A 24710-nucleotide genomic window follows, 5' to 3' on the forward strand; every position below is an offset into this window, starting at 1 on the left:
GTAAAATATTAATCCGCGTCATACCCCAGATTCGGGGCTAACCAGCGTTCAACTTCACTTACCGTCATCTGCTTGCGCAGGGCGTAGTCTTCCACCTGATCGCGCTGAATCTGTGCTACGGCAAAATACTTACTTTCAGGGTGGCTGAAATACCAGCCGGATACTGAGGCACCCGGCCACATGGCATAGGATTCCGTCAACTTCATTCCTGCTTGATTGTCCACATCCAGCAGCTGCCAGATGGTAGCTTTCTCGGTATGTTCCGGGCACGCCGCATACCCCGGAGCTGGGCGGATACCCTGATAATTTTCACGAATCAGCTCATCGTTACCAAGATTTTCATTCGGCGCGTATCCCCAGTAAACTTTACGTACCCGCTCGTGCAAATATTCGGCAAAGGCTTCCGCCAGACGATCCGCCAGCGCTTTGAGCATAATCTTGTTGTAATCATCGTGTTGCGCTTCCCACTGTTCCGCCAGCAGATCTTCTTCCAACCCACCGGTAACGGCAAATGCTCCGATATAGTCTGGCTTTCCACTGGATTTCGGGGCGACAAAATCGGCCAGACAATAGTTGGGGAAGTCGATTTTTTCGGTTTGCTGGCGCAAATGATGGCCTACCGCACGTACCTCATTGCGATGCTCATCAGTGTAAATCTCAATATCATCCCCGACACGATTGGCCGGAAATATCCCAACCACACCACGTGGGTTGAGCGATCCCTCTGCGGCCAATGAATCCAGCATGGTATTCGCGTCGGCAAACAACCGTTTAGCTTCTTCGCCCACCACATCATCTTCCAGAATGCGCGGGTATTTGCCAGCCAGCGACCAGGTCATGAAGAACGGTGTCCAGTCAATATAGTTACGCAGGGTTTCAATGCTGGCGGAAACCTGCTGTGCACCCAGTCGATGCGCCACTGGCGGCGTGTAATTTTTCCAGTCGATGGTCTGGGCATTATCCCGTGCCACTGCCAATGATACCGGCGGTGTACGTGGTTTTTTACGACCATGCTGAATGCGCACCGTTTCATACTCTTTGCGGATACGGGCGACAAATTCATCGTGTTGCGTTTCTGACAGCAACGCCGATACGACCCCGACGGAACGTGAAGCATTTTGTACGTAGACGGTTGGACCACTGTAGTTTTGTTCTATCTTCACTGCGGTATGCGCTTTGGATGTGGTGGCACCACCGATCAGCAACGGCAACGTAAAGCCCTGACGTTCCATTTCTTTTGCCACATTCACCATTTCATCCAGAGATGGCGTGATCAACCCCGACAACCCGATAATATCGACGTTCTCTTCCCGTGCGGTTTTCAAAATTTTATCGGTGGGAACCATCACGCCCAGATCGATAATCTCGTAGTTATTACACTGCAACACGACACCCACAATGTTCTTGCCGATATCATGTACATCGCCTTTCACCGTTGCCAACAGGATCTTCCCGGCGGTGGAACCTTTCGCCTTGCTGGCTTCAATAAAAGGTTCCAGATAGGCTACCGCCTGCTTCATGACTCGGGCGGACTTCACGACTTGAGGCAGAAACATTTTCCCGGCACCGAACAGATCGCCCACCACATTCATACCATCCATCAGCGGCCCTTCAATCACCTCAATCGGGCGTTCTGACTGTTGGCGTGCCTCTTCGGTATCCTGCTCAATAAATTCGGTAATACCTTTGATCAGAGAATACTCCAGCCGTTTTTTCACCGGCCAGCTATGCCACTCGTGTTGCGGTTTATTGCTGTCACCCTCGGATTTGCTACCACGGTATTTTTCCGCCAGACCCAGCATCTGTTCCGTTGCATCGCTGCGACGGTTAAGAATCACATCCTCCACCGCATCACGCAGCTCGGCGGGTAAATCATCATAGATCGCCAACTGACCTGCATTCACAATCCCCATATCCATACCATTACGGATAGCGTAATACAGGAATACCGCGTGTATGGCTTCACGAACCGGATTATTGCCACGGAATGAGAACGACACGTTAGACACACCACCGGAAATCAACGCATGCGGCAATTGCGCTTTAATATCGGCACAGGCTTCAATGAAATCAACGGCATAGTTGTTATGTTCGTCAATGCCGGTCGCCACGGCAAAAATATTGGGGTCGAAAATAATATCTTCCGGCGGGAAGCCAACCTCTTCTGTCAGGAGGCGATAGGCCCGGCGACAAATATCAATCTTGCGGGCCCGGGTATCCGCCTGCCCTACTTCATCAAACGCCATCACGACAACAGCCGCGCCATAGCGTCGTACCAATTTGGCGTGATGGAGAAAAATATCTTCCCCTTCCTTCATGGAAATCGAGTTGACGATACCTTTGCCCTGAATACATTTCAGCCCGGCTTCGATTACCTCCCATTTGGAAGAGTCAATCATGATGGGGACGCGGGCGATATCCGGCTCACCGGCAATCAAGTTGAGAAAACGCACCATCGCCGCTTCGGCGTTCAGCATCCCCTCATCCATGTTGATATCGATAATCTGTGCACCGCTTTCCACCTGTTGGCGGGCCACATCCAACGCTTCGTTATATTTTTCTTCTTTGATCAAGCGTTTGAAACGGGCTGAACCGGTCACATTGGTACGTTCGCCGACGTTGACGAATAGTGTGTCATCACTAATGTTCAGGGGTTCCAGTCCTGCCAACCGGCAGGCGACTGGCAGAGTCGGCAACACGCGCGGAGCCACACCGTCCACTGCCTGAGCGATAGCCGCAATATGCTGCGGCGTGGTGCCACAGCACCCACCCACAATATTCAGAAAACCGGCGCGCGCCCATTCGCCAATCTGCTGTGCCATCTCTTGCGCATCCAGATCGTACTCACCAAACGCGTTAGGTAATCCGGCGTTAGGATGCGCGGTGACATAACATTCGGCAATACGCGCCAATTCCGCCACATACTGCCGTAACTCATCCGGCCCCAGCGCACAGTTAAGACCAAATGACAACGGCCTGGCATGACGCAGTGCATTGTAGAATCCTTCCGTCGTCTGGCCAGACAGCGTACGGCCGGAGGCGTCGGTAATCGTGCCAGAAATCATCACCGGCAGCGTGATACCCAACGCCTCAAATTCGCTTTCTACCGCAAATACCGCCGCTTTGGCATTCAGTGTGTCAAAAATGGTTTCGAGCATAATCAAATCGACACCACCCTCGATCAGCGCTCGGGTAGATTCCCGGTAAGCATCAACGAGTTGATCAAAGCTGACATTGCGGAATGCCGGGTCGTTCACATCTGGTGATATTGAGGCAGTGCGGTTGGTTGGCCCAAGAACACCCGCGACATAACGCGGTTTATTCGGTGTCCGTGTGCTCCATTCATCGGCACAGGCGCGTGCCAATCGGGCGGCAGCGGTGTTAATCTCAGCCGACAACGCCGCCATGTCATAATCGGCCATGGCAATGCGGGTCGAGTTAAAGGTATTGGTTTCCAGAATATCGGCACCCGCTTCCAGGTAACCATCATGAATAGCGGTAATCACATCCGGCTTAGTCAGCACCAACAGGTCATTGTTACCTTTCAGATCGCTAGGCCAGTCAGCAAAACGGGCGCCGCGATAATCCTCTTCCTGCAAATGATAACTCTGGATCATGGTTCCCATGCCACCATCCAAAATCATAATGCGTTGTGCCAACTGCTGTTGTAATTCGTTTAACCGATTCGTCGCCATCATCTTTTCCAGTCGTCAATCCCCATCGCCGCTGCGAAGGTCTATCCTAGCACAAGTTCACCCCCTGCCAGCCCCATGCCAGATGAGAGTTTCTCAGTTATTGACACCAACTTATCAGGTGTTGCAGAAGAAGGTTGCAATCTCTGAAAAAAAAACGAAAATCAATTCCATTATATGAAAAAGGAACCGAGATCATGACGCCACCAGAGCCAGTCAAACGAGGAAAGAAACCCAGAGCCACTACCGTGGCAGCTCAACCCGCAGGGCAGGTACAATCACTGACGCGTGGTCTGACCCTGTTGGAATACATTGCCAAGGCAAATGGCAGTATCGCCTTGACTGATTTGGCTCAGCAGGCCGGTTTACCCAATTCCACTACTCATCGGTTACTAAGCACTATGCAGCAGCAAGGCTTTGTCCGTCAGGTGGGTGAACTGGGGTTATGGACCATTGGTGCGCAGGCGTTTGTGGTCGGCAGTAGCTTCCTGCAAAGCCGTAACTTACTGACCATGGTGCACCCAACGCTACGCAAGCTGATGGAAAGCTCAGGGGAAACCGTCAATCTCGCGGTGCTCGACCACTCAGATTATCAGGCCATCATTATCGATCAGGTACAATGTACCGCGCTGATGCGGATGTCTGCCCCCATCGGCGGTAAGTTGCCCATGCACGCCTCTGGCGCTGGCAAAGCCTTTTTGGCCAGCCTGCCGGATGACAAGATCTCGCAGCTACTGCATAAAAAAGGGTTGCACAGTTACACACCACACACCTGCAATTCACAGAATTTAAAAGAAAATCTGGCGCAAATACGCAAGCAGGGTTATTCGTTTGACGATGAAGAACACGCGCTGGGGCTACGTTGTGTGGCCGCCTGTATTCTGGATGAACATCATGAAGCCTTTGCCGCCATTTCTATTTCCGGCCCGATATCCCGAATCACAAATGATCGCACTACTGAATTGGGTGCACTGGTCATCAAGGCGGCTAAAGACATCACTTATGAATATGGTGGCATACGCTAACGGTATATCACTCAGTGTCAGGCAGCACTGACTCGTGGCCCTATCGGTACAGCATTACGCTGACTAAAACGTTTTCTGCGCCGATAGGCATAAACATCTTCAATATGCCCCTCACGGATACGCTGCTGTAACGCCCGCCAGTAATCCGCCTGAAACAGATCGCCATGAATCTCTTCGAATAACGACGACAAGCGGCGATCGCCACACAGAAACAGGCGAAATTCCTCCGGGAACACATCATTTGACGCCACGCTGTACCAGGGCTCAGCCGCCAGTTCATCTTCAGGATAGCGTGGGGGTGGAATATCGCGGAAATTCACTTCCGTCATGTAGCAGATCTCGTCGTAATCGTAGAATACGACCCGCCCGTGTCGGGTAACACCAAAGTTCTTGAACAACATATCACCAGGGAAGATATTTGCCGCAGCCAACTGCTTGATAGCATTACCGTACTCTTCAATCACATCCCGCAGTTGCTGTTCGTTCGCCTGCTCCAGATAGATATTCAGCGGCGTCATGCGGCGTTCCATATACAAATGGCGAATGATCAGTTTGTCGCCTGAATATTCCAGTTTCTCCGGTACTTCTCTTTGCAATTCCGCCAGCAGTTCCGGACTGATACGGCGCATTTCGATCACGAAATTTTCGTACTCCTGCGTATCAGCCATACGCCCAACCCGATCGTGCTCCTTCACCAAGCGATAACAGGCCCGAACCCGTTCCTCATTTACCTCTTTCTGCGGGGCGAAATGATCTTTTATCACTTTGAACACGCGGTCAAAGGCCGGTAATGTGAATACCAACATGACCATACCTTTCACACCTGGCGCAATAATGAATTGCTCCTCCGAATCCGCCATATAATTCAGATACTCGCGGTAATATTCGGTTTTGCTGTGCTTCTGGCATCCTATCGCCAGATACAGTTCCGCCGTAGTTTTGCCGGGCAGAATATCGCGCAACCAAGCCACCAGCGCAGACGGCAATGGCGCATACACCATGAAGTAGGAACGCGCGAAACCAAACACAATGCTGGCTTCCGCCTGCGTCGTCAGGCAAGTATCAATAAACAGGGCGCCGTGCTCACTATGGTGAATCGGCAACAAAAAAGGGAATACACCATCAGGCAAATACAGTTTTCCCACCAGCCAGGCAGCTTTATTACGATAAAACAACTCGTTGGCCACCTGTAATGACGCCTGCGATAATGAGTCATCCGCAAAATCCTGCTGTAGCGCGTCCACAATATAATCAATGTCGCGGTCCAGATTTTCCCACGGTAAACGCAACGGCAAATCCGTCAGAAGCTTTTTCAACATGGCCGGCCAACCGTCGGTTGGTGTAAAAGTTTTTGCCAAGGGACGAGGAATTTCATGGAAACGTTGTTCTGGTTGTGAACTGAACACGAACAACTTATCCGGCGTCAGCTCACGATGATTAAACAGGCGGCAATAAACGGAATTAAAGAAGCTTTCCGCAATTTCAAAACGTGGGTAATCCGGCAGCAACGAGGTGTAAATCTGCTTTACCCGCTCGACAAAACCCGCGTCATAACACTGTGAACCGGTGATACACCCCAACTGTGCCACCACCAGTCCAACATGATGATCGTAAAGGTGGATCCTCTGCTTCATAGATTGCTGAACGGCTAGCCAGTCGGCGCGTTCAAAACGCTGCTGAGCACCAGCAGTGACTTCCAGAAAACGACCATACTGCGCATCAAAACCTTGTAATATCGTCTGGGCTACCAAATGTTCTCGATCATGAATCATCGTGATCTCCATACGAATACGGCCAGCACAAGGCTGGCCGCTCAAGATCAAAACTGCTGCTCTTCCGTTGATCCCGTCAGCGCGGTGACCGAAGAAGCCCCGCCCTGAATAATCGTCGTCACCTTATCAAAGTAGCCAGTACCCACTTCCTGCTGGTGTGAGACAAAGGTATAACCCTCCTGACTCGCAGCAAACTCAGGTTGCTGCACTTTTTCCACATAGTGCTTCATACCTTCGCCCTGGGCATAGGCATGGGCCAGATCAAACATGTTGAACCACATACTATGAATCCCTGCCAACGTAATGAACTGGTACTTATAACCCATCTCCGACAACTCATCCTGGAAGCAGGCAATAGTCCGGTCATCCAGATTCTTTTTCCAGTTGAACGACGGTGAACAGTTATAGGCCAGCAATTTACCAGGGAATTTTGCATGAATAGCCTCGGCAAAGCGACGTGCCAACCCCAGATCGGGTGTCGAGGTTTCACACCATACCAAATCGGCATAAGGCGCATACGCCAGCCCACGACTGATAGCCTGTTCGACACCGGCCCGGGTACGGTAGAAACCTTCCACCGTGCGCTCACCGGTAACAAAGTCCTTATCGTAGTCATCACAGTCAGAGGTCAGCAGATCGGCCGCATCCGCATCGGTACGCGCAACCAACAGCGTTGGCACACCCAGCACATCCGCCGCCAGACGGGCTGCCACCAGTTTCTGGATAGCTTCCTGCGTCGGCACCAATACTTTGCCCCCCATGTGACCGCACTTCTTCACCGAGGCCAATTGATCTTCAAAATGGACTGCCGCCGCCCCGGCCTCAATCATGGATTTCATCAATTCAAACGCATTCAGCACACCACCAAAACCCGCTTCAGCATCCGCGACAATCGGCAGAAAATAATCGGTATAACGCGGATCGTCTGGCCCGATACCGTTAGCCCACTGAATCTGGTCAGCGCGACGGAATGTATTGTTAATGCGCTGCACCACAGACGGTACCGAGTTGGCCGGGTACAGTGACTGGTCGGGATACATACTGGATGCCAGATTGGCATCGGCGGCCACCTGCCAGCCGGAAAGATATACCGCCTCTAACCCGGCTTTGGCCTGTTGCAATGCCTGTCCTCCTGTCAATGCTCCCAGGCAGTTCACATAGCCTTTGCGTGACTTACCATCGTGCAGGAGTTTCCACAGTTTGGCCGCACCCAATTGAGCCAACGTACTTTCCGGGTTGACCGAACCGCGAAGATTAACGACATCTTCAGCGCGATAAGGACGGGTGATGCCTTCCCAACGCTCATTTTTCCACTCTTCTTCAATTTGCTGTATTTGTTGGGTACGAGAGGTACTCATAACGACTCTTCCTTTTATCAACTGGATTAATCAAGTAATGCGTAGCCGGGCAAGGTGAGGAAATCAATCAACTCATCTTGGGTCGTAATACGCTCCATCAAACGGGCAGCTTCATCGAAACGCCCATTGCCGAAACGTTCTTCACCTACTTCTTCTCTGATCACTTGCATTTCTTCCGACAGCATCTGCCGGAACAGTGATTTGGTAATGGCTCTGCCATCATTCAGAGTTTTACCGTGATGAATCCATTGCCAGATGGAGGTGCGGGAGATTTCCGCTGTAGCGGCATCTTCCATCAGGCCATAAATCGGCACGCAGCCGTTGCCAGAAATCCAGGCTTCAATGTACTGCACTGCTACACGGATATTGGCTCGCATCCCTGTTTCCGTGCGTTCCCCCGGACATGGTTCCAGCAACTCAGCGGCCGTAATGGGGGCATCCCCCTCGCGCAACACGTCCAGCTGATTTTTGCGTCCACCCAGAATCCGGTCAAAAATCGGCATTACCGTGTCTGCCAGGCCCGGATGCGCGATCCAGGTGCCATCGTGACCATTTCTCGCCTCCATCTCCTTATCCTGGCGAACTTTCTCCTGCACCCATTGGTTGTGCTTAGCATCTTTACTGGGAATAAACGCCGCCATACCGCCCATAGCAAATGCGCCACGCCGGTGACAGGTTTTAATCAATAAGCGCGAATAGGCATTTAGAAAGGGTTTATCCATCGTTACCGACTGGCGATCCGGCAGCACTCGATCAGGATGGTTTTTCAGCGTTTTGATGTAGCTGAAAATATAGTCCCAGCGGCCACAGTTCAGCCCAACGATGTGATCACGCATAACATAAAGAATTTCATCCATCTGGAAAACCGCTGGCAAAGTCTCAATCAGCACCGTGGCTTTAATGGTGCCACGTGGTAAACCAAAACGATCTTCGCTATAGCTGAATACATCATTCCACCAGGTGGCTTCTTGCCAGGATTGTGTTTTAGGAAGATAAAAATAAGGGCCACTGCCTTTCGCCAGTAGTTGCTGATAATTGTGGAAGAAATAAAGTGCAAAATCGAACAGGCTACCGGGAATCGCCTCCCCTCGCCAGGTGACATGCTTTTCAGGCAGGTGCAAACCGCGGACACGACAGATCAACACGGCCGGATCAGGTTTCAGTTGGTAAATTTTCCCAGTTTCATTGATGTAGGAGATGGTTCCCCGTACCGCATCACGCAAATTGATTTGTCCATCAATCACTTTGTCCCAACTGGGAGACAGTGAATCTTCAAAATCTGCCATGAAGACCTTCACATTAGCATTAAGCGCATTGATTACCATCTTGCGCTCTACTGGTCCGGTAATTTCTACCCGGCGATCCAGCAAATCTTCAGGAATACCACGGATTTTCCAGCCATCATCAATAATGGAACTTGATTCCGAAATGAAATTCGGTAATTGACCTTCATCAATCAATTGTTGCTCGGTCTGCCGGACGGCCAGTAATTCATTGCGTTGCGGTGTGAAACGGCTGACCAGGTCAGTGAGGAAATCAACCGCATCATCAGTCAGGATATGACGCTCAGCCTCGCCAAAATGCTGACTGAATGCCAATTCCTTACTTATCGTCTGTTGCGTCATTATCATAGTTCCTTGTTAGATTCTCTTCGTCTTGTTGGCTGCAAAACCAGTGAATTTCATACAACCATTTTTCACTCAACAGGGTTAAGCCTAACTCATCGAATTTAAAAATCAAAAACTATTTCCATTTTAAAATAAAAAACACGACAACATATTGAAATATAAAAAATTAAAGTTAGTTCCAATGAGGAAACGAATTTCACCAGAAGAGAAGATGGAAAAAGTGAAGTGATAAAGAAGAAAAAAGGAAGGTGCTTTGCTAACCGTTGATAAACCTATGTACGGCATCAGAACAGTGATAATGGGAAGAAGAGTAAAGCATCCGCGCCAGGAGTGGCATGGTTTGAGATTGAGGAGATACTTGTAGCGTCTTACGATCTCCTCATTACTGCCGCTATACGCACTTATAAAATACAAGGTGTCTTCTTCGACGCCTTATATCGCTATACAGAAGACTACTCCAGGGTAGGATTCATATGCCGCAAATCATAAGGTGTAATCTGATAAACGTAATAATTCAACCAGTTGGTGAATAACAGATGACCATGGCTGCGCCAGCTGGCGCTGGGCGGCAAGTCCGGATTGTTATCCGGGAAATAGTTAAACGGGATGACAGGATTAAGGCCGGCCGCCAGATCGCGATGATATTCGCTGGCCAGCGTCAACGCATCATATTCGGGATGTCCGGTCACAAAGGCCAGTCGTTTATCAGGGCTGGCGAACAAATAGGCACCGGTTTGCTCCGACTCCGCCAGTATTTCCAAGTCGGTGTACTGACGAATAGCCTCAGTCGGAAAATCAGCATAACGGGAATGTGGTGCCAGGAAAGTTTCGTCGAACCCACGGGTCAGCAAAGCATGGGGTGCCAAGGTGCGGTGTTGATACACACCAGCCAGTTTTTCCTTACGGGTCATCTTGGGAATATCATATAAAATATTCAACGCCGCCTGTACCGCCCAACAGACGAACAGTGTCGAGGTGACGTGCCCTTTCGCCCATTGCAGAACGCGCTCTATTTGTGGCCAGAACATCACATCATGGAAGTCCACTAGTCCCAGCGGTGCGCCGGTGACCACCAGACCATCAAAATTTTCGTCCTGGATATCTTCAAAATCGCAATAGAAAGTATTGAGATGCTCCGCCGGCGTGTTTTTAGATTCATGACTGTCAATACGTAACAGTTGGATATCAATCTGCAACGGCGAATTGGATAACAGCCGCAGGAACTGATTCTCCGTCTCGATTTTTTTCGGCATCAGATTGAGGATCAGCACCTTGAGCGGACGGATTTCCTGGGTACGAGCGCGTGAAGACGTCATAACAAAAACATTTTCGTTACGCAGGAAATTTACAGCTGGTAACTCATCAGGAACCCGAATTGGCATAACTATAGAACCTCAAAGCATACGTATAAACGTTTAGACATCCAGATGCCTACGATATCGTCTTTGCCTAATGATGTCGAGTATTCAACTGTTAGTTGAAAATATTTCATCTTAAGAGATGATATTTTCCTAACGTCGATACTCTCGTATCAGTCTTATGGCAGGCCGATGCATCTCGCTGGCACCGGTGCTAAAGGCAGTGTTAGCGCTTTGGCACCGCCTGCGCTACAGCTCTACCGATGATTTTATGATCTTGCTATCATGGCGGTGCCTTTCCCCTCCTGCAGATTCTACGTGGTCGCGTCGACCAGACAACACCGGAAGTTTTTCTGATGATGACAACGCAATTTTATCGTCAGCGAGATCGGGCGCTGGAGTTAATCGAACATAGCGAGCAAAAGCTTTACGCGGCATTGGCCACAAAATGAACTACGGTTAGACCATGTAGAAAAACGTTGAACCGTTTAAGATAAAACACTGCCTCAAGTCTTTGGATCGAATGATGATCTTCTCCCATGCTCGTTTATAAAAAGCATTGGGCAATTCATTATGGGTTATCTTTTATAGCTGTTTGAAAAATCAATAGAACTAAATTTATTATTCCAATATTCTAAAGAAGGTTTGCCGTTATTTGATACGGGCCCGGCGACAGCATGCTGGGCAGATATCCCTCCGTGCCTGCCGGCTGCATCAACACGACAGACGTGAAAAAGCCCTCTGCTTTCACAGAGGGCTTCATCTAGTTGAATGCCTGGCAGTTCCCTACTCTCACATGGGGAGACCCCACACTACCATCGGCGCTACGGCGTTTCACTGCTGAGTTCGGCATGGGGTCAGGTGGGACCACCGCGCTATCGCCGCCAGGCAAATTCTGTTTCGTTCCAACCGTCACACTTCCGCGTCACCATCAGAACCAATACCGGAACATCACTGAAAATAGCTCGTCTCTCATTCCAAAACACCTTGGGTGTTGTAAGGTTAAGCCTCTCGGGTCATTAGTACTGGTCAGCTCAACGCATCACTGCGCTTACACACCCAGCCTATCAACGTCTTCGTCTTAAACGTCCCTTCAGGGGCCTTGAAGGCCCAGGGAAGACTCATCTCGGGGCAAGTTTCCCGCTTAGATGCTTTCAGCGGTTATCTCTTCCGCACGTAGCTACCGGGCAATGCAATTGGCATCACAACCCGTACACCAGTGGTGCGTTCACTCCGGTCCTCTCGTACTAGGAGCAACCCCCTCAATCTTCCAACGCCCACGGCAGATAGGGACCGAACTGTCTCACGACGTTCTAAACCCAGCTCGCGTACCACTTTAAATGGCGAACAGCCATACCCTTGGGACCTACTTCAGCCCCAGGATGTGATGAGCCGACATCGAGGTGCCAAACACCGCCGTCGATATGAACTCTTGGGCGGTATCAGCCTGTTATCCCCGGAGTACCTTTTATCCGTTGAGCGATGGCCCTTCCATTCAGAACCACCGGATCACTAAGACCTGCTTTCGCACCTGCTCGAGCCGTCACTCTCGCAGTCAAGCTAGCTTATGCCTTTGCACTAACCTCCTGATGTCCGACCAGGATTAGCTAACCTTCGTACTCCTCCGTTACTCTTTGGGAGGAGACCGCCCCAGTCAAACTACCCACCAGACACTGTCCGCAACCCGGTTCACGGGCCCACGTTAGAACATCAAACATCAAAGGGTGGTATTTCAAGGTTGGCTCCACGCAGACTGGCGTCCACGCTTCGAAGCCTCCCACCTATCCTACACATCAAGGCTCAAGGTTCAGTGTCAAGCTATAGTAAAGGTTCACGGGGTCTTTCCGTCTTGCCGCGGGTACACTGCATCTTCACAGCGAGTTCAATTTCACTGAGTCTCGGGTGGAGACAGCCTGGCCATCATTACGCCATTCGTGCAGGTCGGAACTTACCCGACAAGGAATTTCGCTACCTTAGGACCGTTATAGTTACGGCCGCCGTTTACCGGGGCTTCGATCAAGAGCTTCGCCTTGCGGCTTACCCCATCAATTAACCTTCCGGCACCGGGCAGGCGTCACACCGTATACGTCCACTTTCGTGTTTGCACAGTGCTGTGTTTTTAGTAAACAGTTGCAGCCAGCTGGTATCTGCGACTGCGCAATGCTCCATCCGCAGGGGACTTCACCTCGCACAGCGTGCCTTCTCCCGAAGTTACGGCACCATTTTGCCTAGTTCCTTCACCCGAGTTCTCTCAAGCGCCTGAGTATTCTCTACCTGACCACCTGTGTCGGTTTGGGGTACGATTCGATGTTACCTGGAGCTTAGGGGCTTTTCCTGGAAGCGTGGCATTTGTCACTTCGACACCGTAGTGCCTCGTCATCACGCCTCGGCGTTAATAGCACTCCGGATTTGCCTGGAGCACCCACCTACACGCTTAAACCGGGACAACCGTCGCCCGGCCAACATAGCCTTCTCCGTCCCCCCTTCGCAGTAACACCCAGTACAGGAATATTAACCTGTTTCCCATCGACTACGCCTTTCGGCCTCGCCTTAGGGGTCGACTCACCCTGCCCCGATTAACGTTGGACAGGAACCCTTGGTCTTCCGGCGTGCGGGTTTTTCACCCGCATTATCGTTACTTATGTCAGCATTCGCACTTCTGATACCTCCAGCAATCCTCACAGACCACCTTCAACGGCTTACAGAACGCTCCCCTACCCAACAACGCCTAAGCGTCGCTGCCGCAGCTTCGGTGCATGGTTTAGCCCCGTTACATCTTCCGCGCAGGCCGACTCGACCAGTGAGCTATTACGCTTTCTTTAAATGATGGCTGCTTCTAAGCCAACATCCTGGCTGTCTGGGCCTTCCCACATCGTTTCCCACTTAACCATGACTTTGGGACCTTAGCTGGCGGTCTGGGTTGTTTCCCTCTTCACGACGGACGTTAGCACCCGCCGTGTGTCTCCCGTGATAACATTCTTCGGTATTCGCAGTTTGCATCGAGTTGGTAAGCCGGGATGGCCCCCTAGTCGAAACAGTGCTCTACCCCCGAAGATGACCTCACGAGGCGCTACCTAAATAGCTTTCGGGGAGAACCAGCTATCTCCCGGTTTGATTGGCCTTTCACCCCCAGCCACAGGTCATCCGCTAATTTTTCAACATTAGTCGGTTCGGTCCTCCAGTTAGTGTTACCCAACCTTCAACCTGCCCATGGCTAGATCACCGGGTTTCGGGTCTATACCTTGCAACTTGACGCCCAGTTAAGACTCGGTTTCCCTGCGGCTCCCCTATTCGGTTAACCTTGCTACAAAATATAAGTCGCTGACCCATTATACAAAAGGTACGCAGTCACCCCACCCCAAAGCACTCACCGCTTGTTTTGTGTGTTGGGCGTCGCAAAAGACGCGCCGCCACCGCGATGCTGCTGTTGCGGTGCCTTCATCACCAGAGAATGCTTTGGTGGTGGGGCTCCCACTGCTTGTACGTACACGGTTTCAGGTTCTGTTTCACTCCCCTCGCCGGGGTTCTTTTCGCCTTTCCCTCACGGTACTGGTTCACTATCGGTCAGTCAGGAGTATTTAGCCTTGGAGGATGGTCCCCCCATCTTCAGACAGGATATCTCGTGTCCCGCCCTACTCGTCGAACTCACAGCACGTGCATTTTCGTGTACGGGACTGTCACCCTGTACCGTGCGACTTTCCAGACGCTTCCACTGATGCACAAACTGATTCTGGTTCTGGGCTCTTCCCCGTTCGCTCGCCGCTACTGGGGGAATCTCGGTTGATTTCTTTTCCTCGGGGTACTGAGATGTTTCAGTTCCCCCGGTTCGCCTCATGCCACTATGTATTCATGTCATGATAGTGTGTCGAAACACACTGGGTTTCCCCATTCGGGTATCGTCGGCTATAACGGTTCATATCACCTTGCCGACGCTTTTCGCAGATTAGCACGCCCTTCATCGCCTCTGACTGCCTAGGCATCCACCGTGTACGCTTAGTCGCTTAACCTCACAACCCGAAGGTGTCTTTTTCATGAAGAGCAAGACCACCTCGCGCTGCAATTATTTGAGAGACTCTGATACAGCAACATCCTCGCCATCAAGGCCAGGTTTCGCTGTATCGTTTCAATTTTCAGCTTGTTCCAGATTGTTAAAGAGCAAAATACTTCACAGCATACTGTTGCCAATATACTCTGAAGTCTTTTTTTGTATGGTGGAGCTATGCGGGATCGAACCGCAGACCTCCTGCGTGCAAAGCAGGCGCTCTCCCAGCTGAGCTATAGCCCCATCGCATGAAAACCTTTACACAAATTTCTGTCAGGCAAGGCGCAATTCTCGACACAGACTCTCGTCCGTGACAGGAAACACAACACAGCATGGAAAGAAATTGGTAGGCCTGAGTGGACTTGAACCACCGACCTCACCCTTATCAGGGGTGCGCTCTAACCACCTGAGCTACAAGCCTATAAAGGTATTTCTGCTCGTACTTCATCAGACAATCTGTGTGAGCACTTCACATTACCACTATCTTTGGTAAGGAGGTGATCCAACCGCAGGTTCCCCTACGGTTACCTTGTTACGACTTCACCCCAGTCATGAATCACAAAGTGGTAAGCGCCCTCCCGAAGGTTAAGCTACCTACTTCTTTTGCAACCCACTCCCATGGTGTGACGGGCGGTGTGTACAAGGCCCGGGAACGTATTCACCGTAGCATTCTGATCTACGATTACTAGCGATTCCGACTTCATGGAGTCGAGTTGCAGACTCCAATCCGGACTACGACGCACTTTATGAGGTCCGCTTGCCCTCGCGAGTTCGCTTCTCTTTGTATGCGCCATTGTAGCACGTGTGTAGCCCTACTCGTAAGGGCCATGATGACTTGACGTCATCCCCACCTTCCTCCGGTTTATCACCGGCAGTCTCCCTTGAGTTCCCGCCATTACGCGCTGGCAACAAAGGATAAGGGTTGCGCTCGTTGCGGGACTTAACCCAACATTTCACAACACGAGCTGACGACAGCCATGCAGCACCTGTCTCTCAGTTCCCGAAGGCACAAGTCTGTCTCCAGTCTCTTCTGAGGATGTCAAGAGTAGGTAAGGTTCTTCGCGTTGCATCGAATTAAACCACATGCTCCACCGCTTGTGCGGGCCCCCGTCAATTCATTTGAGTTTTAACCTTGCGGCCGTACTCCCCAGGCGGTCGACTTAACGCGTTAGCTCCGAAAGCCACGGCTCAAGGCCACAACCTTCAAGTCGACATCGTTTACAGCGTGGACTACCAGGGTATCTAATCCTGTTTGCTCCCCACGCTTTCGCACCTGAGCGTCAGTCTTCGTCCAGGGGGCCGCCTTCGCCACCGGTATTCCTCCAGATCTCTACGCATTTCACCGCTACACCTGGAATTCTACCCCCCTCTACGAGACTCTAGTCTGTCAGTTTTGAATGCAGTTCCCAGGTTAAGCCCGGGGATTTCACATCCAACTTAACAGACCGCCTGCGTGCGCTTTACGCCCAGTCATTCCGATTAACGCTTGCACCCTCCGTATTACCGCGGCTGCTGGCACGGAGTTAGCCGGTGCTTCTTCTGCGGGTAACGTCAATGAAACACTCTATTAAAGTGCTCCCCTTCCTCCCCGCTGAAAGTACTTTACAACCCGAAGGCCTTCTTCATACACGCGGCATGGCTGCATCAGGGTTTCCCCCATTGTGCAATATTCCCCACTGCTGCCTCCCGTAGGAGTCTGGACCGTGTCTCAGTTCCAGTGTGGCTGGTCATCCTCTCAGACCAGCTAGAGATCGTCGCCTAGGTGAGCCATTACCTCACCTACCAGCTAATCCCATCTGGGTTCATCCAATGGCGTGAGGCCCGAAGGTCCCCCACTTTGGTCTTGCGACGTTATGCGGTATTAGCTACCGTTTCCAGTAGTTATCCCCCTCCATCAGGCAGATCCCCAGACATTACTCACCCGTCCGCCGCTCGCCGGCGGGGAAGCAAGCTTCCCCCCGCTGCCGCTCGACTTGCATGTGTTAGGCCTGCCGCCAGCGTTCAATCTGAGCCATGATCAAACTCTTCAATTTAAGATTTGTTTGATGTGCTTCCGAAGAAGCGATGCTCAAAGAATTTATAACTGTTTATTCGTAATGAATTTACTGTCAGTCACTCTTCAAGTCTTTTCGTATTGATTACGATAGGGTCCTGTGAGTGCCCACACAGATTGTCTGATTATATTGTTAAAGAGCAGGACCACCTTTTCGTGGTCGCGGGCCGCATATACTATGCGTTTCCGCTAGAAAGTCAAGTAATACAAACTCTAATTCTTACTGAAACCACCACAACATCATCGCTGTTGCCGTGTCAGTGGAGGCGCATTATAGGGATCCGCCAAAGTTACACAACCTCTTTTTAGATCTTTCTTTCTGTTCGCACATTTTTCCACCCTTTCGTTGAGATCTTGTACATACAACGCTATTTTCAAAGTCAAATAAGGAGATCCAATCAGAACACTGAAGCTAAAATAGGTAGTTGTGGTGAATATTTTACCCAAAAGAGGTGATTGAAGATGACTAACGTGCTCCGTCCGTTTAAAGGAATTGTGCCAATAACTGGCGAAAGGGTTATGATCGACCCATCAAGTGTGGTTATAGGCGAGGTCACTCTTGCAGATGATGTCAGCATCTGGCCATTAGTCACCATTCGCGGAGACGTTAATCGAATCCATATTGCAGCCCGTACGAACATTCAGGATGGCAGCGTACTGCATGTCACACACTGCTCGGAAAAAAATCTGCAAGGTAATCCTTTGATCATTGGCGAGAATGTCACCATCGGACATAAGGCTATGCTGCACGGTTGTACTATAGGAAATAGGGTTCTAATTGGTATGGGCTCGATCATTCTGGATGGTGCCATCATTGAAGATGATGTAATGATCGGTGCAGGCAGTCTGGTATCTCCAGGCAAAGTACTGGAAAAAGGCTATCTTTACCTCGGCAGTCCTGCTAAAAAAATTCGCCCCCTAAGCCCACTGGAAATTGAAGGCTTACTTTACTCGGCAAATAATTACGTTTTATGGAAAGATGAATATCTGGATCAGCAGAGAGCAAAGCACCCTTGATCATACGCTCAAATTCGTCTTCTAAATCTCAACGATAAACGCGGAACAAAGGTAGCCACTGTTCCGCATTTTCCCCACCATATCGCTGCTGGATAGTGACAAAGCTAATAGAACATTAGCTCTGAAATTCGTTAACCAGTACGGAGAATCTTATTACTTTTGATTATTAATCTCATAATTCACGCTCAGGAAGTTGTATTGATTGGTTCAACTGGCAAGTTCCTGTTTCATTTGCTGAATGACCGGGACAACATTAGGCATGACACCGTGCCACAACTGGAAAGCGTGTGCTGCCTGCCAAATAAGCATTCCTAATCCGTCCGAACAATGCTGAGCGCCATGTTGCAAACACCACTTCAGGAATGGCGTTGGCTCCGGCAGATAAAACATGTCATAACAGCATATATCTTGAGAAATTAGCGATGCGGGTAATGCTGGTATATCACCCGTAATACCCGATGATGTGGCATTAATAATAAGATCAAAAGCACAATCATTTAGCTCATGCATTGATACAGCGGTAATATTGCCCAATGAACTGAAATGTTCAGCCAGCACCGTTGCTTTGGACAAGGTCCGATTTGTTAACACCAACGAACATCCATGACTCAGCAAGGGTTGAATCACTCCCCTGGTTGCTCCACCAGCCCCAATCAGCAAAATGCGAGACTGTGGTTGTATCAAATCACGATGCTTAAGGTCACTCAGTAAACCAATACCATCCGTGTTATCACCATACAGTTCACCATTATCCATTTTTTTGATGGTATTTACGGCTTTCGCAAAGGAAGCTCGTTCACTGAGAGCATCGACTTCAGCGCAAGCCCGCTCTTTAAAAGGTGCAGTAATGTTGGCACCATAAGCCCCCGCCTCAAAATAATCTCTCAAGCTTTTCTCGAAACCGGCAACCGGCGCCAGAATACGCTCGTATGCAAGCTCAATCCCGGTCTGCTCGGAAAAGAGAGCGTGAATGCGAGGGGACTTACTATGCGCGATGGGATTACCAAAAACCGCAAAAAATTTCATATTAGACATCGTATCTCCCATTGCATTTACCCTTGTCGCAACATCTCTCCCGTCAAGGCATCACGAATTTCAGACGGATTTAACCGGCCACCAACATTGCCATGTAATACTGGGAAATCATCTCCAAACTGTTGAGCTACTTCAACAGCAGAACGACATGGTAGCTGACCACTCAAGTTAGCGCTGGTTGATACCAATGGCTTACCATAACTCAGACACAACTGTTTCACCAAAGGATGAGCGCTGACACGGACAGCCAGAGAGGTGAACTTTCCCGTTAACCATCTTGGTGTAGCTGGTTTGGCCGGGATCACCCATGTCACAGGTCCTGGCCAGGAAGCGAAAATAGCCGCCTTCTGTTCTGCGCTTAATGCGGCAAGATCCAGGTAAGGTTCCAGTTGCGAAAATTCAGCGGCAATCAGAATCAATCCTTTTTCCCACGGACGTTGCTTCAACTTTAGCAGCTGTTTAACTGCAGTCTCGTTGTCAGGATCGCATCCTAAACCAAATACAGCCTCGGTTGGGTAGGCGATGACGTTTCCTTCCTTCAATTTCTGTAACAGAGGAACCAATTGATCTTGTGGGAAATTATTCATTGCTATCCATCTTTTCTGTTATTACTGGTTTTCCGCACAATTTACTGGCACAAAAACGTTTCAGTCCATGCGCCGTTTTTTTCTCAAGCAATAACGGATAATGGCAATACTCACACTCCCCCGCTATTGGTTTATGGTTCAGTGTAAATTGACAGTCAGGATAGCGTTCACAAGCATGGAAAACCTTCCCATAACGGGATTTACGCTGGAGTAACTTACCTTTATGGCATTGAGGACAGGTCAGCGATGTTGTATCTGGACGATCCATCGTTTCGATATGATCGCAATCAGGATAGCGACTACAACCGATAAACATGCCATAACGGCCTTGCCGCAGTATTAATGTCGACTGGCAGAGAGGGCAGCTTTGCCCCTCCAATACTTTGACCACATGACCGTCAGCCTGCGCTTTTAACGGCCGGATATATTCACACGCCGGGTAGCAAGAACAACCAAGAAAAGGGCCATGCCGTCCGGATCGAATAACCAGCGCAGCCCCACATTCAGGACAAGCCTGTTGCTTTTTCTCATCAAAAAGAGTGGTTTTAACCATTACGTATCTACTTACCCTTCTTTACTGCTACTGCAAATGACCGTCGTTTTCATCAAAGAGTAACTCTTCCATTTGTTGATAGGCATTTTCACAGCCAGGCACATTAAACAACACCATCAGGATGACCCATTTCAGGTCTTCCAGGTCAAATTCCTGAGTTTCCAGCGCCATAACTCGATCAATAACCATTTCCCGTGTTTCCAGATTCAATACCTGAATCTGTTCAAGGAACAGCAAAAACCCCCGACATTCCGTCTCTAGGCGCTGCTCTTCTTCAGCCGTATAGATCCGTAACGCCAAAGGATCACTGGCTAACGCCAGCGGGATAGTCTGCCCTTCTTGAAGATCAGCTAATTTTTCCAGCCAGTCCAGCGCACTATAAATATCATTACGATCGAATCCCGCGCGAGTGAGGTCATCAGTTAACGTATCTTGATCGACACGCATTTCAGTTTCATTGTGTATATATGTTTCAAACAAGTACATGAGTACGTCGAACATGGCCTGCCCTCCTTAATCGGACATAGCCGCCGGGTACAGCTGCGATCCATCCTGCTAACTCCAGATCCAATAGTTTACTGACTACTTCTGGCACAGGTTGGCCGGCACGTTCAGCGACAACGTCAACAGGTGTAACCTCATCTCCTACGTTAGCCAACACGTCAGCAAATGGCAATTCCAGTTCATCATACCGGATAGAAATAGTTTCACCCGTGCTTTCATTGGGCAGACCAGAAAACCACTGTAGACTACTGTTCAATTGTTCCAGAATATCTTTCGGATGTGTTACCAAATACGCACCTTGCTGAATCAGCCAATGGGTCCCTTCCATCATAGGGTTGCCAATCGGGCCAGGTAAGGCAAAAATCTCCCTGTTTTGTTCCAGTGCATAACGTGCCGTTACTAGTGAACCACTGCGCCTAGAGGCTTCAACCACTAAAACACCGAGGCTAAGCCCACTGATAATTCGATTCCGGCGTGGAAAATTGGCAGGCACTGGAGGAGCGGTTAATGCAAATTCAGACACCAACGCACCACCTTGTTCGAGAATGCGTTCTGCCAAAAGCCGATGGCGATGCGGATAAATACTCTTCAGACCACTGCCTAATACTGCGATCGTTTTCCCTCCCATCTCCAACGCTGATCGATGTGCAATACCATCAATTCCTATTGCCAGTCCGCTGGTAACAATCAAGTCATTCAGGCTAAGTTCCTGAGCAAAGTACCGTCCCCACTGTTCACCATAAGCACTGTTATCACGACTACCCACGATCGCGATCTGAGGCAATGCCAGTAAATGGGAATTGCCAGAAACAAAAAGGAGTACAGGCGGAGAGCTGATATTGTTCAGCAAAGGGGGATAATTAGTATCGCTATAGGTGATAAGATCGTGTCCGGGTTGCTCCAACCAGCACAACGTGTTTTCCAAAGATACACGATCAAGCGTCAAAAATTGTTCGATCTGCGCCACATTCAATCCAAGGGAAAGCATAAAGTCCGGCGAGTAATCTTTCGTGTCCAGTAACTGCCGGGCCAACTTTGCCGTCTGTTTCGCTCCCAAACCACGTACCGATGCCAGACGTAACCAAATTTCCGTATCAGTCATACCCTTACCCACTTCCTGCTTTGCTATCGGATGTTGATGCTGTCAATCAGCACAGGAAATGTCTAGAATACAGACTGGAACTTTCTTACCACTTGGATACAGATCTAAATATATATGTCAGTTTTGCAGGTATTACATTATCCAGAAGATGATCGGCTCCGCATTACGGCTGCGCCCGTCAAAGAAGTGAATGCAGAGATTCAACGTATTGTGGACGATATGTTCGATACCATGTACGAAGAAGAAGGCATTGGCTTAGCGGCTACTCAGGTTGATATTCATCAACGAATCATCGTGATGGATATTTCAGAAGAACGTAATCAACGTCTGGTATTCATCAACCCAGAGCTACTTGAGAAAAGTGGTGAGACTGGTATAGAAGAAGGCTGCTTGTCTATTCCCGAGACCCGAGCACTCATTCCTCGAGCCGAGCACGTTAAGGTCCGGGCGTTAGATCGCGAAGGCAACTCATTTGAACTGGAAACCGACGGTCTGTTAGCTATCTGTATTCAGCATGAAATGGACCATCTGGTTGGAAAGCTGTTTATTGATTATCTGTCGCCGTTAAAACGCCAGCGGATTCGTCAAAAGCTGGAAAAACTGGCAAAGCAAAACAGCCGGGCCTAATCACTCTTTTCCAGGCAGGAAATCACGTGTCATTACGTATTATTTTTGCAGGTACTCCCGATTTCGCAGCGCGTCACCTCAACGCGCTGCTTTTGTCTGAGCATGACGTTATTGGCGTATTTACTCAGCCAGACAGGCCTGCCGGACGTGGAAATAAACTCACAGCCAGTCCGGTAAAATTGCTGGCTGAACAACATGGCATCCCGGTTTTTCAGCCGAAATCCTTGCGCCCTGTCGAGAATCAGCAACTGGTCGCAGCGCTCAATGCCGACATAATGGTTGTTGTTGCTTATGGACTACTCTTACCACAGGCAGTGCTGGATATGCCTCGTTTAGGTTGTATCAATGTCCACGGCTCATTATTACCGCGCTGGCGTGGTGCCGCGCCCATACAACGTGCATTATGGGCAGGGGATAAACTGACCGGCGTAACCATTATGCAAATGGACGCCGGATTAGATACTGGAGCCATGTTGCACAAAATTGAATGTGCCATTCTTCCGGAAGATACCAGCGCCACACTCTATGACAAACTGGCTGAGCTGGGACCACAGGGGTTACTGACGACATTGAGTCAGTTGGCTGCATCTCAGACCGAACCCGAAATGCAAAATGATGTGCTGGCGACCTATGCCGACAAGCTTAGTAAAGAAGAAGCGCTGTTAGATTGGCAACTTTCAGCAGAACAACTGGCACGCTGCATCAGGGCCTTTAATCCATGGCCAGTCAGCTATTTTATGATTGATGGCCAACCAGTAAAAGTGTGGAAAGCTGAAGCCCTCAAAATGGATCATCATGCTCAGCCTGGCACTGTAATAAAGGCGGATAAAACAGGCATTCAGATCGCCACTGCCAACGGTCTGTTAAATATTCTGGTATTACAACCCTCTGGCAAAAAAACCATGCCGGTTCAGGATCTGCTGAATTCACGCCGAGAGTGGTTTACTCCAGGCCGCGTACTTGCCTGATTCCCATTGGTACCGGTGCACATACCGGTACATCTCACTTCACATACCGTTGCTGAAACAATGAAAAGTACATATAACCTCCGCAGTATCGCAGCAAAAGTTATCGCCCAGGTTCTGGACCAAGGGCAATCGCTTAGTAATGTATTACCTATCTATCAACGCGATATCTCAGAAAAGGACCGTGGTTTATTGCAAGAACTTTGTTTCGGCGTGCTGAGAGCCCTACCACAACTAGAGTGGTGCATTCAGCAGTTAATGGCAAAACCACTTACCGGCAAACAAAGGGTATTACATTATTTACTTATGATTGGTATCTACCAATTACTTTACACGCGTATACCTCCCCATGCCGCACTCGCCGAGACGGTCAACGGTGCGACAGCATTAAAACGCCCGCAGTTAAAAGGTTTGATTAATGGAGTGTTACGGCAATTTCAGCGTCAACGGGAAGAATTACTGCAAAGGCTGGAAAACAATGATGCCCGGTATTTACATCCTAAGTGGCTGCTGAACCGCATTAAGACCGTCTATCCGGCTGATTGGAAAAACATTGTTGAAGCGAATAATCAACACCCTCCAATGTGGCTAAGGGTCAACCGTCTACATCACCAACGTAATGAATATCTGTCTTTACTACAGCAAAACGGCATTGAGGCAAGTCAGAGCGCCGACTATCCAGATGCTATAAGGCTAATGGCTCCTTGCGCAGTAACGAATCTGCCAGGCTTCAATCAAGGATGGGTAACAATACAAGATGCATCAGCGCAAGGTTGTATACACTGGCTAGCTCCTGAAGATGGTGAGTCAATCCTTGATTTATGCGCTGCGCCCGGAGGGAAAACCACCCATATTCTTGAAGCTGCTCCCAAATCACATGTACTTGCCGTTGATATTGACGAACAGCGCCTGGCACGAGTCAAAGAAAATCTGCAACGCCTACAGTTGTATGCAGAGCTGAAACAAGGAGATGGCAGAACACCGACCGCCTGGTGTGGCGACAGAACTTTCGATCGTATTCTGTTAGATGCTCCCTGCTCAGCAACGGGTGTGATTAGACGTCATCCTGATATCAAGTGGTTACGACGGGATAGTGATATTGTCGAGCTGACCATCTTACAACAGGAGATTCTGGAAGCTATCTGGCCACGACTAAAACCTGGGGGCACGCTTGTTTACGCGACCTGCTCCATCTTGCCAGAAGAAAACCACATGCAAATTTCAGCATTCCTTGGCCGTCACCCCGATGCTGATTTGGTCGATACGGGTGATCATGATCATCCAGGAATTCAGAAGCTGCCCTCTTCAGATGGCGGGGATGGTTTCTTTTATGCGAAGCTGGTAAAACGCTGACATTGGTTCCAGTATTATCTGAGTCTCAAAACACACGGC

The 24710-nt window shown here is 49.7% G+C and carries 15 protein-coding genes, 2 tRNA genes and 3 rRNA genes; 5 read left to right on the forward strand and 15 right to left on the reverse strand.

All coding sequences use genetic code 11. The annotated features are described in order from the left end of the window. Window positions 1-8: 8 nt before the first annotated feature. On the reverse strand, window positions 9-3695 hold the full coding sequence (gene metH, locus PCO85_20590) for a methionine synthase (GenBank protein ID WJV56161.1): 3687 nt from the start codon (window positions 3693-3695) through the stop codon (window positions 9-11). 194 nt (window positions 3696-3889) lie between these two features. Between metH and iclR the strand changes: the two genes are divergently transcribed. Further along, window positions 3890-4717 (forward strand): glyoxylate bypass operon transcriptional repressor IclR, encoded by an 828-nt coding sequence (gene iclR / locus PCO85_20595; GenBank protein WJV53520.1) that lies wholly within the window; start codon window positions 3890-3892, stop codon window positions 4715-4717. 17 nt (window positions 4718-4734) lie between these two features. Here the strand turns inward: iclR and aceK are convergent, their stop codons facing one another. The 9 genes from aceK to PCO85_20640 form a co-directional block, all read right to left on the reverse strand. Beyond that, window positions 4735-6489: a bifunctional isocitrate dehydrogenase kinase/phosphatase gene (gene aceK, locus PCO85_20600; protein WJV53521.1), complete on the reverse strand. Its 1755-nt coding sequence runs from the start codon at window positions 6487-6489 to the stop codon at window positions 4735-4737. A 47-nt stretch (window positions 6490-6536) separates the two neighbouring features. Beyond that, window positions 6537-7847, reverse strand: a complete 1311-nt coding sequence (gene aceA / locus PCO85_20605) for an isocitrate lyase (GenBank protein ID WJV53522.1) — start codon at window positions 7845-7847, stop codon at window positions 6537-6539. A gap of 26 nt (window positions 7848-7873) precedes the next feature. Further along, a complete protein-coding gene (aceB, locus tag PCO85_20610; GenBank protein ID WJV53523.1) occupies window positions 7874-9472 on the reverse strand; it encodes a malate synthase A in 1599 nt (532 codons plus the stop codon). Window positions 9473-9927: 455 nt separating this feature from the next. After that, entirely contained in the window at window positions 9928-10857 is a 930-nt protein-coding gene (gene metA, locus PCO85_20615) for a homoserine O-succinyltransferase (GenBank protein ID WJV53524.1), read from the reverse strand. A gap of 749 nt (window positions 10858-11606) precedes the next feature. Then, window positions 11607-11722 (reverse strand): 5S ribosomal RNA (gene rrf / locus PCO85_20620). 109 nt (window positions 11723-11831) lie between these two features. Then, window positions 11832-14840 (reverse strand): 23S ribosomal RNA (locus tag PCO85_20625). A 202-nt stretch (window positions 14841-15042) separates the two neighbouring features. Then, a tRNA-Ala gene (locus PCO85_20630) sits at window positions 15043-15118 on the reverse strand. A 101-nt stretch (window positions 15119-15219) separates the two neighbouring features. Beyond that, a tRNA-Ile gene (locus PCO85_20635) sits at window positions 15220-15296 on the reverse strand. A 69-nt stretch (window positions 15297-15365) separates the two neighbouring features. Continuing rightward, window positions 15366-16908 (reverse strand): 16S ribosomal RNA (locus PCO85_20640). The 16S, 23S and 5S rRNA genes sit together here with 2 tRNA genes alongside, the layout of an rRNA operon. A gap of 482 nt (window positions 16909-17390) precedes the next feature. Between PCO85_20640 and PCO85_20645 the strand changes: the two genes are divergently transcribed. Then, window positions 17391-17945, forward strand: coding sequence for a gamma carbonic anhydrase family protein (locus PCO85_20645; GenBank protein WJV53525.1), 555 nt, complete (start codon window positions 17391-17393; stop codon window positions 17943-17945). 207 nt (window positions 17946-18152) lie between these two features. On the opposite strand, the gene aroE is transcribed toward PCO85_20645, so the two are convergent. Genes aroE through dprA form a run of 5 tightly spaced genes read right to left on the reverse strand, consistent with a single transcriptional unit; the run spans window position 18153 to window position 21726 of the window. Continuing rightward, the gene (aroE, locus tag PCO85_20650; protein ID WJV53526.1) at window positions 18153-18980 is read right to left on the reverse strand and encodes a shikimate dehydrogenase; all 828 of its coding nucleotides are present in this window, start codon (window positions 18978-18980) and stop codon (window positions 18153-18155) included. Between the two features lie 17 nt (window positions 18981-18997). Beyond that, window positions 18998-19567: an L-threonylcarbamoyladenylate synthase type 1 TsaC gene (gene tsaC / locus PCO85_20655; protein WJV53527.1), complete on the reverse strand. Its 570-nt coding sequence runs from the start codon at window positions 19565-19567 to the stop codon at window positions 18998-19000. Further along, window positions 19560-20120, reverse strand: a complete 561-nt coding sequence (locus PCO85_20660; protein ID WJV53528.1) for a topoisomerase DNA-binding C4 zinc finger domain-containing protein — start codon at window positions 20118-20120, stop codon at window positions 19560-19562. The genes tsaC and PCO85_20660 overlap by 8 nt, the downstream gene beginning before the upstream one ends. A gap of 27 nt (window positions 20121-20147) precedes the next feature. Continuing rightward, window positions 20148-20621, reverse strand: a complete 474-nt coding sequence (locus PCO85_20665; protein WJV53529.1) for a DUF494 family protein — start codon at window positions 20619-20621, stop codon at window positions 20148-20150. After that, window positions 20593-21726 carry a DNA-protecting protein DprA gene (gene dprA / locus PCO85_20670; protein ID WJV53530.1) on the reverse strand — a complete coding sequence of 378 codons (1134 nt, stop codon included), beginning with the start codon at window positions 21724-21726 and terminating at the stop codon, window positions 20593-20595. Before dprA ends, PCO85_20665 begins: the two co-directional genes overlap by 29 nt. A gap of 114 nt (window positions 21727-21840) precedes the next feature. Between dprA and def the strand changes: the two genes are divergently transcribed. Genes def through rsmB form a run of 3 tightly spaced genes read left to right on the forward strand, consistent with a single transcriptional unit; the run spans window position 21841 to window position 24671 of the window. After that, a complete protein-coding gene (gene def / locus PCO85_20675; protein WJV53531.1) occupies window positions 21841-22353 on the forward strand; it encodes a peptide deformylase in 513 nt (170 codons plus the stop codon). A gap of 26 nt (window positions 22354-22379) precedes the next feature. After that, a complete protein-coding gene (gene fmt / locus PCO85_20680; GenBank protein WJV53532.1) occupies window positions 22380-23321 on the forward strand; it encodes a methionyl-tRNA formyltransferase in 942 nt (313 codons plus the stop codon). 60 nt (window positions 23322-23381) lie between these two features. After that, on the forward strand, window positions 23382-24671 hold the full coding sequence (gene rsmB / locus PCO85_20685; protein ID WJV53533.1) for a 16S rRNA (cytosine(967)-C(5))-methyltransferase RsmB: 1290 nt from the start codon (window positions 23382-23384) through the stop codon (window positions 24669-24671). Window positions 24672-24710 lie beyond the last annotated feature (39 nt).

This window comes from Prodigiosinella aquatilis (assembly GCA_030388725.1).
GTDB classification, from domain to species: domain Bacteria; phylum Pseudomonadota; class Gammaproteobacteria; order Enterobacterales; family Enterobacteriaceae; genus Prodigiosinella; species Prodigiosinella aquatilis.

Excerpts from the sequence above, each read along its gene's own strand:
- metH (WJV56161.1), bottom strand. The coding sequence starts at position 3,695 with ATGGCGACGAATCGGTTAAACGAATTACAACAGCAGTTGGCACAACGC.
- aceB (WJV53523.1), bottom strand. The coding sequence starts at position 9,472 with ATGACGCAACAGACGATAAGTAAGGAATTGGCATTCAGTCAGCATTTT.
- iclR (WJV53520.1), top strand. The coding sequence starts at position 3,890 with ATGACGCCACCAGAGCCAGTCAAACGAGGAAAGAAACCCAGAGCCACT.
- tsaC (WJV53527.1), bottom strand. The coding sequence starts at position 19,567 with ATGAATAATTTCCCACAAGATCAATTGGTTCCTCTGTTACAGAAATTG.
- aroE (WJV53526.1), bottom strand. The coding sequence starts at position 18,980 with ATGTCTAATATGAAATTTTTTGCGGTTTTTGGTAATCCCATCGCGCAT.
- aceK (WJV53521.1), bottom strand. The coding sequence starts at position 6,489 with ATGATTCATGATCGAGAACATTTGGTAGCCCAGACGATATTACAAGGT.
- dprA (WJV53530.1), bottom strand. The coding sequence starts at position 21,726 with ATGACTGATACGGAAATTTGGTTACGTCTGGCATCGGTACGTGGTTTG.
- metA (WJV53524.1), bottom strand. The coding sequence starts at position 10,857 with ATGCCAATTCGGGTTCCTGATGAGTTACCAGCTGTAAATTTCCTGCGT.
- rsmB (WJV53533.1), top strand. The coding sequence starts at position 23,382 with ATGAAAAGTACATATAACCTCCGCAGTATCGCAGCAAAAGTTATCGCC.
- PCO85_20645 (WJV53525.1), top strand. The coding sequence starts at position 17,391 with ATGACTAACGTGCTCCGTCCGTTTAAAGGAATTGTGCCAATAACTGGC.
- def (WJV53531.1), top strand. The coding sequence starts at position 21,841 with ATGTCAGTTTTGCAGGTATTACATTATCCAGAAGATGATCGGCTCCGC.
- PCO85_20660 (WJV53528.1), bottom strand. The coding sequence starts at position 20,120 with ATGGTTAAAACCACTCTTTTTGATGAGAAAAAGCAACAGGCTTGTCCT.
- PCO85_20665 (WJV53529.1), bottom strand. The coding sequence starts at position 20,621 with ATGTTCGACGTACTCATGTACTTGTTTGAAACATATATACACAATGAA.
- aceA (WJV53522.1), bottom strand. The coding sequence starts at position 7,847 with ATGAGTACCTCTCGTACCCAACAAATACAGCAAATTGAAGAAGAGTGG.